Source organism: Maricaulis virginensis (assembly GCF_027922185.1).
Classification (GTDB): domain Bacteria; phylum Pseudomonadota; class Alphaproteobacteria; order Caulobacterales; family Maricaulaceae; genus Maricaulis; species Maricaulis virginensis.
Window position 1 is genome coordinate 61,761 of sequence record NZ_BSFE01000009.1, and the last position, 16,264, is coordinate 78,024.

11 protein-coding genes are annotated in these 16,264 nt (G+C 64.4%); 4 read left to right on the forward strand and 7 right to left on the reverse strand.

What is annotated here, in order from left to right; translation table 11 throughout:
• Positions 1-1,764, forward strand: coding sequence for an arylsulfatase (locus PKE71_RS14005; protein ID WP_271187613.1), 1,764 nt, complete (start codon positions 1-3; stop codon positions 1,762-1,764).
• A gap of 155 nt (positions 1,765-1,919) precedes the next feature.
• Here PKE71_RS14005 and PKE71_RS14010 read toward each other — a convergent pair whose 3' ends face one another.
• The 7 genes from PKE71_RS14010 to PKE71_RS14040 form a co-directional block, all read right to left on the reverse strand.
• Entirely contained in the window at positions 1,920-3,875 is a 1,956-nt protein-coding gene (locus PKE71_RS14010) for a serine hydrolase domain-containing protein (RefSeq protein ID WP_271187614.1), read from the reverse strand.
• Positions 3,876-3,927: 52 nt separating this feature from the next.
• Positions 3,928-5,064: a DUF819 family protein gene (locus PKE71_RS14015; RefSeq protein WP_271187615.1), complete on the reverse strand. Its 1,137-nt coding sequence runs from the start codon at positions 5,062-5,064 to the stop codon at positions 3,928-3,930.
• 52 nt (positions 5,065-5,116) lie between these two features.
• Positions 5,117-6,100, reverse strand: coding sequence for an N-acetyl-D-Glu racemase DgcA (dgcA, locus tag PKE71_RS14020; protein ID WP_271187616.1), 984 nt, complete (start codon positions 6,098-6,100; stop codon positions 5,117-5,119).
• Positions 6,097-7,185, reverse strand: a complete 1,089-nt coding sequence (locus tag PKE71_RS14025; protein WP_271187617.1) for a DUF1611 domain-containing protein — start codon at positions 7,183-7,185, stop codon at positions 6,097-6,099. The genes dgcA and PKE71_RS14025 overlap by 4 nt, the downstream gene beginning before the upstream one ends.
• Complete coding sequence (locus tag PKE71_RS14030; RefSeq protein WP_271187618.1) at positions 7,163-8,287, reverse strand: YkvI family membrane protein; 1,125 nt, start codon at positions 8,285-8,287, stop codon at positions 7,163-7,165. The genes PKE71_RS14025 and PKE71_RS14030 overlap by 23 nt, the downstream gene beginning before the upstream one ends.
• A gap of 128 nt (positions 8,288-8,415) precedes the next feature.
• Positions 8,416-10,755 (reverse strand): TonB-dependent receptor, encoded by a 2,340-nt coding sequence (locus PKE71_RS14035; protein ID WP_271187619.1) that lies wholly within the window; start codon positions 10,753-10,755, stop codon positions 8,416-8,418.
• A gap of 231 nt (positions 10,756-10,986) precedes the next feature.
• Positions 10,987-11,688, reverse strand: coding sequence for a GntR family transcriptional regulator (locus PKE71_RS14040; protein ID WP_271187620.1), 702 nt, complete (start codon positions 11,686-11,688; stop codon positions 10,987-10,989).
• A gap of 169 nt (positions 11,689-11,857) precedes the next feature.
• On the opposite strand from PKE71_RS14040, the gene PKE71_RS14045 reads away from it, so the two are divergent.
• The 3 genes from PKE71_RS14045 to PKE71_RS14055 are packed head-to-tail and all read left to right on the forward strand — an operon-like array spanning position 11,858 to position 16,229.
• Positions 11,858-13,051 carry a dipeptidase gene (locus PKE71_RS14045; protein WP_271187621.1) on the forward strand — a complete coding sequence of 398 codons (1,194 nt, stop codon included), beginning with the start codon at positions 11,858-11,860 and terminating at the stop codon, positions 13,049-13,051.
• 28 nt (positions 13,052-13,079) lie between these two features.
• A complete protein-coding gene (locus tag PKE71_RS14050) occupies positions 13,080-14,642 on the forward strand; it encodes a serine hydrolase (RefSeq protein WP_271187622.1) in 1,563 nt (520 codons plus the stop codon).
• A 27-nt stretch (positions 14,643-14,669) separates the two neighbouring features.
• Positions 14,670-16,229: an amidohydrolase family protein gene (locus PKE71_RS14055; RefSeq protein WP_271187623.1), complete on the forward strand. Its 1,560-nt coding sequence runs from the start codon at positions 14,670-14,672 to the stop codon at positions 16,227-16,229.
• The last annotated feature ends 35 nt before the right edge of the window (positions 16,230-16,264 follow it).

The window sequence follows — 16,264 nt, forward strand, 5'->3', positions numbered from 1 at the left end:
ATGACCCGCCACATCCTCACCACCGGCCTGGCCGTTCTGGGCCTTCTTGCCGCAAGCACCGGCACGGCCCCCGCCCAGGAAACGGACACGCGGCCGAACATACTGGTCGTGGTGGTGGACGATGCGGCCTTCATGGATTTCGGCGCCTATGGCGGCGAGGCCCGCACGCCGGCCATCGACGCCCTCGCCCGGCGCGGCATGCTGTTCACCGCCCACCGCTCGACACCGCTTTGCGCGCCCTCGCGCGCCATGCTGCTGACCGGTCTGGACGCACACCGGGCCGGCGTCGGCACCATTCCCGAAGTGATCCCGCCGGAACATCGCGGCGCGCCGGGCTATCGCCTGTCGCTGGATCCGTCGGTCGCCACCATCGCGGAAAGCCTGCAGGAGGCCGGCTATTACACCGCAATGACCGGCAAATGGCATCTGGGCCATGGCGCGGGCGAGACGCCGGACGCCCAGGGGTTCGAACGCTCCTTTGCGCTGGACGCCTCCGGGGCCGACAACTGGGAACAGAAATCCTACATGCCGTACTATCGCGGCGCGCCCTGGTTCGAGGACGGGCAGCCGGCAACACTGCCGGAGGACTTCTATTCCTCGCGCTTCATCGTCGACCGCATGATCGACTATCTCGACGCGCCGGAGCGGGACGGCCGGCCCTTCTTCGCCTATGTCGCCTTCCAGGCCATCCATATCCCGCTGCAGGTCGATCCGGCCTATACCGACACCTATGTCGACACCTACGCCGGCGGCTGGGACGCGCTGCGCGAAGACCGGCTGGACCGCGCCATCGATCTCGGCTTCGTTGCACCGGACACGACGCTTGCGGAAACGCCGGACAGGCTGCGCCCCTGGGACAGTCTCACCGAAGAACAGCGTACCCTCTACACCCGCTCCATGGCCGTGAATGCCGGCATGCTGGAGGCGATGGACGCCCATCTGGGCCGGCTGATCGATCATCTCGACGCGACCGGCGCGCTGGACAATACGCTGATCATTGTCACCTCCGACAACGGTCCCGAACCCAGCCATCCGGTGGGCGAGCCGGGCTTCCGCTTCTGGATGGCCCGCAACGGGATCAGCTGGGATGTCGAAACGCTGGGCGAGCCGGGCACCACGGCCTTTATCGGGCCGGAATGGGCCTTCGCCGCGGCATCGCCGTTCAACCTGTTCAAATTCTACGCCTCGGAGGGCGGGCTGCGCGTACCGCTGGTGATGGCCGGACCGGGCGTTGCGCAGGGCGGGCGGGTCGACGCCGCGACCAGCGTCGCCGATATCGCGCCCACGCTCGCCGACGCCGCCGGGATCGACACCGGCCCGGCCCGCTTCACCGGACGTTCGCTGGCCGGCCTTCTCGCCGGAGCGCCGGACACCGGTTTCGCCGAACGCAGTATCGGGTTCGAGGTCTCCGGCAATGCCGCCTTCGTGCAGGGCCGCTGGAAACTCGTGCGCAATCTGGCGCCCTGGGGCAGTGGCGAGTGGCAATTGTTCGACATCGAAACCGACCCCGGCGAGACCACCGATCTGGGGGATAACGAGCCCCTTGTCCTCGCCCGCATGATTGCGTCGTATAATGAGTGGGCGGAGACCGCCGGCGTCCTGGCCATGCCCGAGGGCTACAGCGTGCACCGGCAGATTTTCCGCAACGCGATCCGCCGCCAGCTGAGCTTCTACTGGCCCTGGCTGGCCGGTATCGCCCTGGTCCTGGCCGGAGGCATCGGCATGATCGTCTTCAGCCGGCGCCGCAAAACGCACAGCGGCTGAGCACAAACGGGGTCACAAGGGGCACGTTATGTCCCTCTTGTATGGACCCTATGTCATACCAATGGCGCAGGTGTGCACACGGTTCGAGCCACCAAAAGACCCGGGTGCCGAACGGTTTGACGCCGCCCGGCACCCCGTCAGTCGGAGGGGTGGCGTCAGAAGTTCGTTTCCCAGCTGAGCAGTCCGTTCAGGGCCGCAAACAGGATCACGATCAGGATCGCCACGGCGAGCACCAGGCTCCACAATCTGGCGAACCAGCTCTGCCGGCCCTGCCAGACGGTGAAGGCATTCCACAGCGCCATTGCGAAGGCCGCATAGAGCAGGAGCTGCATCGCCATCGTCACGAAGAGCTGGGTGCCGAAGCCGGACCCCAGTCCCGACAGGTCGGTGAACAGCGCCTGGAAGAGCAGCACCCAGGCGATCAGGAAGACGAAGACCAGCGCAATGCCGATCCGCACCAGCCGGTAGGACATCGCCTCCCGGCCGCTCAGCGCAAACGCCTGCCCATAGCGCCAGCGTACGACAGCCCGGACCGGCCACAGGAGCAGCGTCACCAGAAGGGCGCCCAGAGCCAGTGACAGGAGCGGCATGACCAGCGAGCCTGCGCGATACCAGGGCGCCGGGATCAGATGGATGATCGGCGAGACCGGTTCGAAGGTGACGTAGTCCAGTGAACCGTCATCGTCGAAAACCGCAGCCATCCGCTCGTAGCCGTCGACATGACGCCAGACGAAGGGCTCGACCTCGCGCCACACCGCCGGCTTGCCGAACAGCGCATATTCCAGGTCGCCGTCGGCATTCATGGTGATGCTTTCCTGGCCGAGGAAGCGCAGGATCGCCGCGAAATTCGTCACCACGGTGCGCGAGCTCTCATACTCGCCCACCACGAGCGCGCCGTGCTCGCTGGCCGTGTCCAGACGCGGGCCGACAGGCTCGACCGTCTCGGGGAAGTAGCGTTCGGCAAAAGCCGACGTCAGCGAAAAACGCAATGTGCCGGCACCCTCACCGGAGGAGTTCACGACGACATAGATGCCCACGCCCTCATCGATCAGCACATTGAGATCGGAGTGGAAGAAGCCGGTATCGCCGCCATGGCCGCGAATGCGCAGGCTGCCCTTGTCCAGCTCCCAGAAGCCCAGCGCCATGGCGTTGAGCGGCGGGGTGAGCTGGTACACCGTCTCGTACATCTGCTCCCAGGTCGCCGGAGCAAGCACGTCCGGATTGCGCTCGAGCAGGCCGATCATGAACCGCCCCATCGCCTCGCCGCTGGCCGCCAGAGAACCGGCCGGCGCCATCGGGACGATCTCGTAATACTGGGGCTCGCCGTCGGCGGCACTGAGATAGCCGTTCGACATGTAGGACTCGAACTGCTCCGGCAGAGGCTGGTGGAAAGTCGCCCGCTGCATGCCCATCGGCTCGAAAATGCGCGCGGCGACATAGTCCTCGAACGCCACGCCCGTGAGCCGCTGGACGATATAGCCGGCCAGCGCAGTGCCGTAGTTGGAATAGGCAGGCGTTTCACCCGGCGGGAAGATCTGCGCCGGCGGCGGCGCCTGCTTCAGGAAGTCCTCCAGCGGCAGGGCCAGCTCCGGATCGCCGATGATCAGATTGCGGAAACGCTCCTGGAAGCCTGGCGTATGGGTCATCAGATTGCGCATGGTGACCGGTTCGCCGAACGTGTGCGGGATCTCGAAATCGAGATAGGTATTGACGTCCTCATCCAGGTCGATGCGGCCCTCTTCGACCTGCTGCATCACGGCAATCCAGGTGAAGAGCTTGGAGATCGAGCCCGGCCGGAACATCGTGTCATAGCCGTCGACGGGCTGGAGCTCGGCCAGGTCGGCATAGCCGAAACCCCGGCTGGTCAGGATTTCCCCGTCGCGCACCACGGTGACCTGCGCGCCGACAATATCGCCCTCTGCGATGGCATGGGGCATGAAGCCATCCAGCCAGGCATCGACATCGCTCCGGGTGAGGCTGGGCTGTCCGGTCTCCGCCGCTTCGACCGCTGCAGCCTGCGGCGGTGGCACGGCGGCCGGATCAACGGTCTCGTCCTGCGCAAAGGCGGTGGCGAAGCTCAACGCCCCCAGTGCCCCCACCAACCACTTCATTCGCGTTTTCAAAGGCATGCCAGCCTCCATCCTTGTGGTACAAACAATGCGGTCACGGGGTGCTGCCGCCCAGCAGGGCGAAAATCCCGATACCGACGAAATTTCCGAGCACATAGCCGAGGATGCCGGTGAGGATTCCCGGCGCGACGAGGTTCCGCCATTTGAAGAGGATCGCGATCGCCGCCGCGATCGGCGGTCCGGCGATGCAGGCGAGCGACGCCGTGACCAGCTCGGCATAGTTCAGCCTGAGCAGGTGCCCGGCGACGAGCATGAAGACCAGGTGCGACACGAAGATACAGCCGACCATGACGAACATGCCGGGCGCTGCGGACAGCATCTCCATGACATCCGCCCCCGCGCCGATGACGGCGAAGAAGAGATACATGAACATCATCGCCAGCATGTCCTCGCCGCTGAGGCGGGACAGGTAGCGCCGGCCCGCGGTCGCAACCGCCGTGACCAGCACGGTGATGACCAGCAGGCGGTAGTCGGGAATGCCCACTGCGTCGGCGACGATGGCGCTGACGGCAACCGCTCCGGCGGCAAGTGCCAGGGCAAGCGTCAGCCCGAACAGGCTGCCGCCGGAACCGGCGCCGGCCGCATCCTGCGGTCCGGCGTGCAAAACCGCCTCCATCCGCCAGCCATAGCGGCGCTGCAGCAGCGACCAGCCGGCGGCAAGGTTCAGCAGAATGATGAAGCCCACGCCGAGAATATTGTCTATCGCCAGTGCGGCGGAGAGCTGGGAGCTGTCGTCGAAACCCACGGCTTCCGCCACGGCAACGAAGTTCAGGGAACCGCCGGTATAGGTGGCGGTGAACACGGCCGCGATGGCAGCCTCGCTATCACCGAGATCGACCAGCAGCGTCGCCAGCCAGGCCCCGAACACCGTGCCGGCCATACCGACCAGGAAGGCTACCAGCACGCGGCCGCCCTCGCTGAAGACCTTGACCAGGTCGGCCTTCAGCAGAAACAGCGCGATCGCCAGCGGAACAAGATAGGTCCAGATCGCGCCATAAAGCGGCGCGGATCTCGGCAGCACGCCGAACTGGGCCGCCGCGAGCGCGGTCAGGAGGATGATACCGGCGCCGGACAGGCGTTTGCCCCAGCGTGTCTGCTCCAGACCGGCTGCCAGGGCGCAGATCGCCAGAAGGGCCGCGAGCAGGCCGAATATGTTGTCCGGCGCGATCATGGCCTTGCCAATCCGGCACGCGCCGCGCCGGGACGATGTTGCGCACCGGACCTCATCCCCACAACCCGGCCTGGGGTGCGCCCACACAGCCGCTGCGATAGAGCATGCCGCCGGGCAGATCGGACTTCAGGTTCAACGGGCCGTCGAGATCGACGAAGTCGCACAATTGCGCGATGACGAAGGCCGGCGCCATGGAGAGCGATGTGCCCAGCATATTGCCGACCATCAGCCGCTTTCCGGCCCGGCGCGCCTCACGGGCAAGCGCCAGCGCCTCGGTCAGCCCGCCGGTCTTGTCGAGCTTGATGTTGATCATGTCATAGCGCTTGAGTGCGGCCGGCAGTTCACCGCGATGCAGGCAGCTCTCGTCGGCACACAGAGGGATCGGCGAGCGGAAGCCTTCCAGCGCCTCGTCGGCGCCGCGCGGAAGCGGCTGTTCGACCATCGCCACGCCCAGTTCGGCAAACGGCCCGAGGACCTGCTGCAACTGATCCATGGAGAAACCCTGATTGGCATCGATGATCAGTTCGGCGTCCGGCCTGGCCTTGCGGATCGCGGTGACCCGTTCGACCGGCTCGACATCGTTCAGCTTGATCTTGAGCAGCGGATAGCCCAGGGCCTGTTTGGCCTGCCGGGCCATCAGTTCAGGCGTTTCCTGGATCCCGAGCGTGTAGGCCGTGCGGCGGTCCTGCGGGGCAATGCCGGTCAGATCCCAGATCGACTTGCCCGACCGGCTGGCTTCCAGGTCCCACATGGCGCAGTCGACGGCATTTCGCGCGCCGCCCGGCGGCAACGCCTCCTGCAAGGCCTCGCGCGTCAGACCGCGCTCGATCTCCGGGCGGATCGCCTCGATCTGGTCGAGCATCTCCGGCGCGCTTTCCTTGAGATAATAGACCGGCACACCCTCGCCGCGCCCTTCTGCCCCGTCGCTTTCCAGCGTGACCACCACGGACTCAAGACTTTCGAAGACGTGGCCGGTGATGACGAAGGGCGCCTTCATCGGCCAGCTTTCGCGGTGAACGCCAAGACGCACGGTCATGCTGCGCCCCCCGCAACGAGGACATCGACAATCCGGGCGGCGCCATCCCTGATCGGGTCGATCGCCGGCAGACCGGTCTGGCGTTCCAGATCGGCCAGCAGCACGCGGCGGTCCGGATCCGGCAGCATCGAGGTGTTGACCGACAGTCCGACGAAACGGACCTGCGGATTGACGCGGCGCGCGAAGGTCAGGCACTGCGCGATGCTTTCGGTCACCGGCAGGACCGGATATTCACGGCGCGCGCTCGTGCCCAGCAGGAATTCGCGCGACGGGTCATGGCACAACACCAGGGCGTCCGGCTGGGACCCGTGCAGCAGGCCCAGGCTGACACCCGCAAAACTGGGGTGCGACAGGGCGCCCTGACCTTCGATGATATCCCAGTGATCGTCAGCGGCATCGGGCGAAAGAAGCTCTGCGGCGCCGGACAGGAAGTCGGACACGACGCAATCGAGCGGAATGCCCTGACCGGCAATCATGATCCCGGTCTGGCCCGTCGCACGGAAGTCGGCGTCGATGCCGCGGGCGCGCATTTCCTGCTCGATGGCCAGGGCGGTGTATTTCTTTCCGACCGCGCAGTCGGTACCCACGGTGAGAAGACGCTGGCCGGTGCGCTTGCGCCCGGTGCCGATGGGCAGATGGCGCGGCGGGGTGCGGACATCGATCAACCGCGCACCGGAAGCCCGGGCGGCCGCGACGATTTCTGGAAAGTCGGACAACCGGACATGCATGCCCGACACCACGTCCAGACCCGCCCGGGCCGCCTCGGCCAGATCGCCAACCCAGGCATCGGGGATGGAACCGCCTTCCGAGGCAACGCCGATGACGATCGAGCCGACGCCCGCACGCGCCGCCTGGGCGACCGACATGTCGGTCAGACCGCCATCGACCTTGCAGCCCGGCGACCGCAGCTGGCCGGCGCATTGCTCGCGCCGCCACTGGATGAGGCCCAGGCCCGTCTTGGCATGACCGGTATCCGGCACATTGCCGAAATAGATGAGATAGGGCGCGCGCAACTGTACCGCGGCAAGCCCGTCGGCCTGCGATGACTCGGCGTGCGTATCCTCAGTTCTGCTGGCGAGAGACACGGTGATCCTCCAATTGGCTGGGCGTTGCGGTCACGATTTTGAAGACGCCGATCGTGAGCAGGGGCAGGACGACGATGGCGATGAAGGCGTAGGACAGGAGGCCGTAGCCGCTGGCGATCAGATCGATGATCCCGATCGCTTCTGCGAGGAAGATCGCGGTCGCGAGCAGCGCAACGGCAACAGCGAGACGGGCCCGCCTGGAAAAGGCACGCCCGGCCGACTTCATCGCTGCGCCGATGCGTTCATTGATGGCGTGAATGATGCCGACGCCGGTCTCCACGAAGGTTCCGAACAGGACGATCTGGAACAGGATGGTCAGCCAGACGGCATTGAGGAGCTGGAGCAGGTAGACGACCGGAACGGCCTCCTCCTGGATCTGCAGGTAGCGGGCCAGCATGGCCACGAAGACCAGTATGCCCGGTACGATGCTGATCGCACCGGCAAGTGCGCCGGAGACGAGGGCTTCGCGGCGGGTCTTCAACTGCGGCAGAACGAACAGGACAGCAGCGAAGGCGATGAGATTGTAGGCCGCATAGCGCACGCCATCGAGCAGCCAGCCGCCCGTGCGGGCGCCCTCGCCCAGGGAGGTCGCGATAGCGTCGCCATAAGTGACGGACACATAGATGAAGAAGATGGCGTAGAGCGCGTAGAGCAGCAGCGACCACCAGGCCATGATGCGTTCAATGGCCTTGCTGCCGAAGAAGGCCAGGGCGCCGATCGCCAGCAACAGGCCGAGCGAGCCGATGACGGTGGGGACGCCGAAGGCTTCCGCCACCATGTGACCCGCTGCCGAACCGAGCACCGACAGCACGAGCAGCGCGATCAGTACGTACAGAATCTCGAACAACCGCCAGAACGGCCCCAGAAGCGCCTGGAAGAAGGTGCGGTAGTCATAGCCTTTTGTAAGGCGTGCGAACTCGAAGCCTAGTGCCAGAAGGACGGCCCAGACCGCAGCTGTCGTCATCAGGCCGAGCAATCCGCCGACGGCCCCGTGCGACAGGAAGAATTCGGCAATCTCGCGCCCGGTGCCGTAGCCGCCACCGATAATGACGGACTGAAAGACGAGTCCCGGCAATAGGTAGGTTCTGAAGACCGTGTTCATCACGCTTCCTGGTTGGGTCTGTTCGTGATTTCGGACGGGGCAGGCGCGGCCGTTTGCCGCCGTCTGCCACCGGGCGGGGCCTGCCCTGCAGGGCGCTAACGCGTTGCAGGGCAGGCCGGTCCGCGCGATCAGTAGCGGAAGCTGGCCCGTACCCCGACAGTCCGGGGCCGGTTGACGCTCGTCCCGATGACCGGCGCATCCAGCTCGCCGTCCGCAGTGATGAATTGCTGCAGCGGGTTGGAGCCGATGCTGACGGCTTCGATGTCGTTGAGCAGGTTGGTGCCGAACAAGCCAACCGACCAGACATCGTTCGACAGCTCGACGCTCAGATTGAGGCTTTCAAGCGTGTCGAGCCGGGCCGACGGGTAGTTCTGGACGTCGGAGTAACGCTCACCGATGTACTGGAAGGAACCGGTCGAGGTGAACATCCAGCCATTCGACCCCAGCGGACGGGTATAGGTATAGCCCGTCGACAGGGTGAATTCCGGGATGTTCGCCGGCTGGTTTCCCGCCCGCAGGTCGAAGGGACCGACCGAACCTCCCGGCGCGGCCGTGATGACGGTACCCGTCTCGAACTCGGCATCGACCACTGCCACATTCAGGAAGGTCGAGAGGTTTTCGCTGACCTGCAGCATCGTCTCGACTTCCATGCCGAAGATCGTCTGGTCAGGACCGTTGATCGTGTTGTTGGCCGGTGTGTTCACCCAGATCTGCGTATCCTCGTAGGTCGTGCGGAACACACCCACATTGGTGATCAGGTCGCCACCGAACCAGGATGCCTTCACGCCAGCGTCGATGGAAAGGACCTGGTCGTCGTTGAAGGACAGATTGTCGAAGAAGACATCCTGGTCGCCGCCCGACGCGCCCAGCGCCGCGATTGCATTGCCGATACCGCCATTGCGGGCGCCGCGGGCGGCATTGGCATAGAGGAGCACATCGTCGTTGAGTTCGTATTCGACCCCGACACGCGGCAGGATTTCCTCAAGCTCGAAATTGAACACCGTCCCGACGCCGGCCCCCTGCAGCACGGCCAGCGTGCTGACGAAGCCGATCGGATTGGTTTCAGTCCAAGGGATCAGATTGCCATTGCCATCGAACTGCGGAACGAGGTTCACCACGTCGTCCTGCATCAACGTCGCCGTCACCGTATCGTTGACGTAACGTGCACCCCCGATCAGGCGGAAGCTCGGTGTCACTTCAAAGGTGAACTCGGCAAAGGCCGAATACTGTTCGGTCTGGGTCTCGGAAAGACGGGTCGCCAGGCTTTCGCTTTGCGGCATCGTGACGGTGACGCAGCCTTCGCACGTCAGGAACTGGCCGCTGGTCTCGGAACGGTCGCGATAATAGGCACCCGCCGTGAAGTTGAGCGGACCGTCCAGGAAAGACACGAAGCGGAATTCCTGCGACCATTGCTCGAACTCACCCGAACCGGTCGAGAAAGACGTTGTGTCAACGGTCGGGAAGAAGGGCGCGAGCCCGAAGGAATTGCCCGCACTGAACAGCGACGAGGAGGTGCGGCGCTCGTAATAGCCGGTGATCGACGTCACCTGCATCCAGTCCATGTCATAGGAAACGCGGCCGGAATAGAGGTCGAAATCGTCCGTGTAGCTGCCCGAGAGCGGCGAAGCGGCGAAAGTCAGGTCTTCCGGATCCGAACCGGGATCGATCTGAGTCGACTCGCCGAGTTCGTCGCGCGACAGGAAGGCGGAGAGCCGCAGTTCGAGATTCACGGTCGGACGTGCAAGCAGCACGGCCCGGCCGCCAACAGTCTCGAAGTCATTGACGTCCTCACCTTCGCTCGGATTGTCGATGAAGCCGTCGTCTTCCCGCATGAAGCCGGAAACCCGCAGACCCAGCTTGCCCGGAACGAAGATGAAGGAGGTGGCATTGTCCACCGTATAGGCCAGACCGCCATCCGTGATCGTCTCGAGCCGGCCATTGGCCTGTCCGGTGATCGCAGGACCGTCGAGGTCCGGATCATTGGTGAAATAGCGGATCACGCCGCCGACAGCGCCTTCGCCGAAAAGGGTCGGCTGCGGACCGCGGATGACCTCGACGCGGTTGAGGTCGGCGGAGCTGAAGTCGCGAATATTCCCCGAACCCGTCACCGACACATCGTCGAGGAAAACGCTGAATACCGTGCTCGTCTCATAGCCGCTGCCGGCACTGCGAACGCCGCGGATGGCTATGTCGTTCGAGTTCTGGCGCGTGCGTACATTCTCCACGCCGGGAATCGTGCGGGCGAGATCCTCGATGTCCTGGATCCCCTGCAGGCGCATATCCTCCCCCGAGACGCCCACAATACTCGCACCGATATCCTGCACCGACTCTTCGCGGAACCGCGACGTCACCGTGATCACATCGTCCACGGTCTCCGGTTCGCTGCCGGCCTGACCGCCCTGTTGTGCGGCCACCGGCGCGGCCAGCGCGGCACCCGCAAGCAGAGCGATTTTGAAATGGCTAGACATAGCTTCCTCCCTGTCCCCCGTTATGGCTGCAGAGCGAGTATTTATCGCAGCCTTATTTCACCATAACGCAGCGAAACCGGGTTGGGAAGACACGGATTTGCCTGACGCCGCAGGAACCTCCGGGCGCACACGATCGACAGGACTCCATACGTATACGGAATCACCGCAACTCTCTGAAAAGCGGGGAAAAGTCGCCAGACAGCGAGACCCTGAGCGCGACCGCGGACTGCGTCAGTCCGGGACTTTGAGGTCCTGCATGTACATCTGGTCGTGCATGAAGATCGCATCCAGCAACCGCTCTTCCGAGCTGGACAGGATGCGATGCACCTGTTCGCGGATATCGTCCGACGCATCGCGCCGGATGGCCTCGACGAGCGCGCGCTGATGCTCCCAGGTATAGGGCAAAGTCCGGTTCAGTTTCACATACAGCCAGTAGATACGCATGGTCGTGTCTTCCAGCTGGCGGATCCAGTGGATCAGCAGCGGATACCGCACCTGCTGTGCCATGAAGACGTTGAACTGCTTGTTGGCCTTGAGCAAACGCAGCGCCTGTTCGTCATCATCCACCGGGGCCTTGTGCGCGGTTTCCTCATTCATACGGATGACCTGGTCGACATCGACCTGGGATGCAGCCATCGCGAAGATCTCCGGCTGGAGCATTTTTCGCATGGCGAAGTTCTGTTTCACATCAAGCAGGGTCAACGGAGCCACACGCGTGATCCGGGGCGAAACCGATACGAGGAATTGCTGGGCGGTGAGCTGCTCCATGATATTCCGCGCCGTTGTGCGGCTGATATCGAACATCTCGGTCAGGATGTTTTCCGACACTTTCTGGCTGGGCGCCAGTTTCTGCGTAACGATGGCATCCATGATGACATCGTAGGCCGAGGCCGGATCGACGCCGGTCTGACGGTTATTCTTCTGATTCTGCACCGAACTGCTCATTCCGCTCATCGCCTCACTGCCGGCGTTTCTGCAACTGTGACACGGCATCACGCCGCCCAAATGCCACTTATGGAAGCCTTATTGATAATTAAGGCTGTATTATTTTGAGTCTTTCGGTTAGCGTAGCGGCGAATACGCATATGAGGAAGCCGCTAGCATGAAGCAGGACACCCAAATCCGCGCCACACGCACTTCCGGAGCCACGCGTCGCGGCCTGCTGAAGGCTGGTCTGGCGACCGCGGTCGCAGCGCCCATGCTGAATTCCGGCCACTTCAAGGTCTTCGCCGCTTCGGAAACGACCTATTCGGCTCGCGCAATCGCACTGATCGAAGAAAATCTCGTCATCGACATGCTGTCCCTGCTGGCCGATCTCGGCGACATGCTGGAAGCCGGCTACAGTGATCAGCCCTCGATCCATGACGGTTACGCCGTCACGGATGCGCATCTGGAAAAGCTGCGCGCGTCCGGCATCAATGTCTTTCACCCGGCGGTCGGCCTGGGCGGGCGCGACAGCGCCCTCACCTTCGTTGCCCGGCTCAATGCCTATGCAGCGGAACGCCCGGATGTCTTCCGCCGCATCGATGCGGTGTCCGATTTCGACCGTGTGATGGACGAGGGCCGGATCGGCTACATCATCGGCATCCAGAACGCCCACCACTTCAACACGCCGAACGACGTCAACGAGTTCTACAATCTGGGCCAGCGCGTCAGCCAGCTGACCTACAACTCCCAGAACCGCATTGGCAGCGGCGCCACCGAACGGGTGGATGGCGGTATCAGCAATTTCGGCGTCGCGATCATCGAACGCATGAACGCCGTCGGCATGGCCGTCGATGTGTCGCACTGCGGCGACCGGACCACGCTGGACGCCTTCGAGATCTCGAACGTGCCGGCGCTGATCACCCATTCCAATGTCCGCGCACTGGCCGGCGGCCATCCCCGCGCCAAGTCGGACGAGGCCATCCAGGCCCTGGGCCGGGCTGGCAGCGTCATGGGCATCACCGGTGTGCGCAATTTCGTGCGCGACCGCGAGCCGACTACGATCGAGCACATGCTCGACCATTTCGACTATGTCGCCAACCTGATCGGCGTCGAACATGTCGGCATCGGCAGCGACATGGACGCAGACGGGTATGACGACGTTCCGACTGCCGCCTACGAGCGGCTGCGCCGGGGCTATGACGCGTCCTACGCCTTCCGCGGCCAGATCGATACGGACGGTTTCGACCATCCGCAAAAAATCTTCGACCTCACCGACGGCCTGATCCGGCGCGGCTACTCCGACGCCGATATCGCGCTCATCCTGGGCGGCAATTTCAGGCGGGTGCTCGGCGAGATCTGGAAACCATAAGGGCGCTCAAACGCCGGGGAGGAACAGCATGAAACGGACATTCCTGACAACGGTGGCGGCCGTCCTTGCGATGGGGAGCGCAAACGTCGCAGCACAGGAACTGACGCCGGAACGCGTTGACAGCGCCGCCCGCCAGACCATCGAGGCCTTCAACATCCCGGGACTGGTCGTCACCGTCACCCGCGGAGACGACGTCATCTACACCGGCGCCTACGGGCAGCGCGACGTGCGCCATCCCGACATCGCTGTCGACACGGATACGCTCTTCCCCTTTGCCTCGATCAGCAAGGCCTTCACCACGACAGCGCTCGCCATGCTGGTCGATGAAGGGGCGCTCGACTGGGATGATCCGGTGCGCCGCTACATCCCCGAATTCGAGATGTCCGACCCTTACATCACGGCAGAATTCAGCGTGCGCGATCTGGTCACGCACCGGTCCGGCCTGCCGCTCGGCGCGGGTGACCTGCTGGTCTTCCCCGACGGCAAGCCCGAGGTCAGCGACATCCTCGCCGCGATCCGCCACATCCCGCCGGCGACGAGTTTCCGCTCCGAATATGCCTATGACAACCTGATGTACATTATCGCCGGCGAGGTGCTGTCGCGCATCGACGGCCGCCCCTGGGCAGAGGCGATCGACGCGCGGATCTTCGATCCGCTGGCGATGGACAGCTGTGAAGCGCTTCCCTCCGAAGCAGCCGCCGACGACAACACCGTCACCCAGCACTCCCGCGCGCCCGGTCAGACCGAAGCCACACCGATCGACCCGCGCTTCATTATCGGCGACAGCACGTCCCCGGCAGGAGGGCTGAGCTGCTCCGTCGACGATTTCACGACCTGGGCACAGTTCTGGCTGAATGAAGGTGTGACGGCCGATGGCGACCGCCTGCTCTCCGAAGCCCAGTTCGCGGAAGTCTGGACCGGGGTGACTCCGCAAGGCGTGAGCCCGCTCCTCGCCCAGCTCGGTGGCACACACTTCTCGCTGTACGGCCTGGGCTGGTCGGTGCGTGACCTGCATGGCCAGCTTTTTGTCGGACACAGTGGCGGCCTGCTCGGCGCATCCTCCTATTTCGGCATCCTGCCGGAACAGGACATCGCCGTCTTCGTCAGCTCCAACGTCTCGACCTATGGCTCCACCGCCCTGGCCTTGCAGCTGCTTGCCGAAGCGGCTGCCGGCGACGAGGCGAGCGACTGGATCGGCGTCCTGCACGGCGTCTACCAGCGCAGCCAGGAAACCGCAGTCCGGGATTCCGGCGCCGGTGACCAGCCCGACATCGCCATCGATCCGGTGCGCGACTTGTCAGCCTATACAGGAACCTATGTGGACCCGTGGTACGGCCCGGTCTCGATCGAGATCCGCGACGGCAGCCTGTTCATCGACATGAGCCGTTCGGAGGTGCTCGACGCCCCGCTGGTGCCGGTCGCACCCGACCGCTTTGTCGCGCGCTGGCCCGACCGCAGCCTGAATGCGGACGCTTATGTCGACTTCACGGCATCGGATGATCGTATCGCCGGCATGACGATGGAGCCGGTCTCGGAAACGACGGACTTCTCGTTCGATTTCGGCGACCTCCACTTCACAAAACAGCCCTAGGGAAACGGCAAGCGAGGACACTCGATCATGATCAAGGCACTACCGATCTGCCTGGCCCTAGCCACCACACCCGCCGCCCTCGCCCAGACCGCCCCTGCGGACGAGACCTATGATCTCGCCATTCTGGGTGGTCGCGTCATCGATCCGGAAACGGGTCTCGATGCGATCCGGAATGTCGGTATCCGCGGCGACGAGATTGTCGAAATCACCGAAGACGCGATCGAAGGCGAACGCACGATCGACGCTGCGGGGCTGGTCGTTGCACCGGGCTTCATCGATCTTCACGCGCACGGACAGTCCATTCTGGCCGGCCGTGTCCAGGCCTTCGACGGCGTGACCACGGCGCTTGAACTCGAGTCCGGCGTCTACCCCGTCAACACCTTCTACGCGGCAGCGCAAGCCGAAGGCCGGCCCATCAATTACGGCGCCTCGGTAAACTGGTCTCGCGCGCGCTATGCCGCACTGACCGGTCATGATCCCGTCGATCACGAGGACGGGTTCGAGATGGCACCTGATGCTCCGGACTGGCGCTATACGCCGGCCAGTCCGGAACACACGCGGGAGGTTCTGGCCCGCGTCGAAACCGGCCTGGACGAGGGCGGTATCGGTATCGGCGTCCTGCTTGGCTATGTGCCGGGCTCCGGCCGCGGCGAGTACTACGCACTGCACGAGCTGGCCGCGGGCCGCGGCGTGCCGAGCTTCACTCATGCGCGCTATCTGTCGAACATCGAACCGGACAGCTCGCTGGAAGGCTTCCAGGAGATGATTGCCGTGTCGGCCGCCACCGGCGCCCACATGCATATCTCCCACCTCAACAGCATCAGCCTGCGCGATATCGGCGAAATCCGCCCGATGATCCAGAGCGCCCAGGCCAATGGCGTCAACATCACGGTCGAGGCCTATCCCTACGGCGCCGGTTCAACGGCGATCGGCACGGCCCTGTTCGAAGGCGAGAACTGGCAGGCCCGGCTCGGCGACATCTCGAAGTCCGACTTCACGCTGGACGGTGTCCCGCTATCCGATGCCGAGTTCGACCGCCTCCAGGCCGAAGAACCGGATACCGATATCGTCGTCCACTTCCTCGACCCCGACCATAATGCCGATGACAGCGCCCTTCTGTCCCAGTCCATCCTCTATCCCGGCGGCGCCATCGCATCGGACGGCGGGGGCTGGAGCCTGCGTGGCGAGCCTGTCGCGGACACGGAGTGGCCGCTGCCCGCTGCAGCGGAATCGCACCCGCGCAGCGCCGGGACCTTCTCGAAATTCCTGCGCGTCTATGTGCGAGAAAACCGGATGATCGGCCTGAGTGACGCGCTGGCCAAGCTCAGCCTCATCCCGGCGCAGATCCTGGAAGAGGCCGTGCCGCAGATGCGCACCAAGGGTCGCCTCCAGGAAGGCGCAGACGCCGATATCGTCATCTTCGATTTCGACACGGTCAGCGACCGCGCCACCTATGAGGAACCGGCACAACTGTCCGCCGGCTTCCACTACGTGATCGTTGCCGGCACGCCGGTCATCTGGGCGGGCGAGCTCGATACCGCGGCCCTGCCCGGCCAGGCGATCCGCGGCACCGTGCAGAACGACTAGGACCGCCCAAGCCGGCTTCAGCCGGGCGCTGCGGC

What these genes read in the sequence shown, in the direction of transcription:
- dgcA (WP_271187616.1), bottom strand. Translation starts at nt 6,100, where the DNA reads ATGACCGTGCGTCTTGGCGTTCACCGCGAAAGCTGGCCGATGAAGGCG.
- PKE71_RS14045 (WP_271187621.1), top strand. Translation starts at nt 11,858, where the DNA reads ATGAAGCAGGACACCCAAATCCGCGCCACACGCACTTCCGGAGCCACG.
- PKE71_RS14030 (WP_271187618.1), bottom strand. Translation starts at nt 8,287, where the DNA reads ATGAACACGGTCTTCAGAACCTACCTATTGCCGGGACTCGTCTTTCAG.
- PKE71_RS14010 (WP_271187614.1), bottom strand. Translation starts at nt 3,875, where the DNA reads ATGAAGTGGTTGGTGGGGGCACTGGGGGCGTTGAGCTTCGCCACCGCC.
- PKE71_RS14015 (WP_271187615.1), bottom strand. Translation starts at nt 5,064, where the DNA reads ATGATCGCGCCGGACAACATATTCGGCCTGCTCGCGGCCCTTCTGGCG.
- PKE71_RS14035 (WP_271187619.1), bottom strand. Translation starts at nt 10,755, where the DNA reads ATGTCTAGCCATTTCAAAATCGCTCTGCTTGCGGGTGCCGCGCTGGCC.
- PKE71_RS14055 (WP_271187623.1), top strand. Translation starts at nt 14,670, where the DNA reads ATGATCAAGGCACTACCGATCTGCCTGGCCCTAGCCACCACACCCGCC.
- PKE71_RS14050 (WP_271187622.1), top strand. Translation starts at nt 13,080, where the DNA reads ATGAAACGGACATTCCTGACAACGGTGGCGGCCGTCCTTGCGATGGGG.
- PKE71_RS14005 (WP_271187613.1), top strand. Translation starts at nt 1, where the DNA reads ATGACCCGCCACATCCTCACCACCGGCCTGGCCGTTCTGGGCCTTCTT.